Here is a 561-nt window from a genome sequence, read left to right on the forward strand (position 1 = left end):
GAGACAGACTCGTTATAGGGTCAAGCGAACAAGTGCATGTGGTGGATGCCTTGGCGATCACAGGCGATGAAGGACGCGGTAGCCTGCGAAAAGCTACGGGGAGCTGGCAAACGAGCTTTGATCCGTAGATGTCCGAATGGGGAAACCCACTCCTTTTGGAGTATCCATAGCTGAATACATAGGCTATGTGAAGCGAACGCGGTGAACTGAAACATCTAAGTAACCGCAGGAAAAGAAATCAACCGAGATTCCCAAAGTAGTGGCGAGCGAAATGGGATGAGCCTTGCACTCTTTATTTGTATTGTTAGCCGAACGCTCTGGAAAGTGCGGCCATAGCAGGTGATAGCCCTGTAGGCGAAAACAGTATGAAAGAACTAGGTGTGCGACAAGTAGGGCGGGACACGTGAAATCCTGTCTGAAGATGGGGGGACCATCCTCCAAGGCTAAATACTCGTGATCGACCGATAGTGAACCAGTACCGTGAGGGAAAGGCGAAAAGAACCCCGGGAGGGGAGTGAAATAGATCCTGAAACCGCATGCATACAAACAGTCGGAGCCTCG

1 rRNA gene is annotated in these 561 nt (G+C 51.0%); it reads left to right on the forward strand.

What is annotated here, in order from left to right:
• Nucleotides 1-18: 18 nt before the first annotated feature.
• A 23S ribosomal RNA gene (locus BME24068_RS34805) occupies nt 19-561 on the forward strand; the annotation flags it as partial.

The organism is Burkholderia anthina (assembly GCF_902498995.1).
GTDB classification, from domain to species: Bacteria; Pseudomonadota; Gammaproteobacteria; order Burkholderiales; family Burkholderiaceae; genus Burkholderia; species Burkholderia anthina.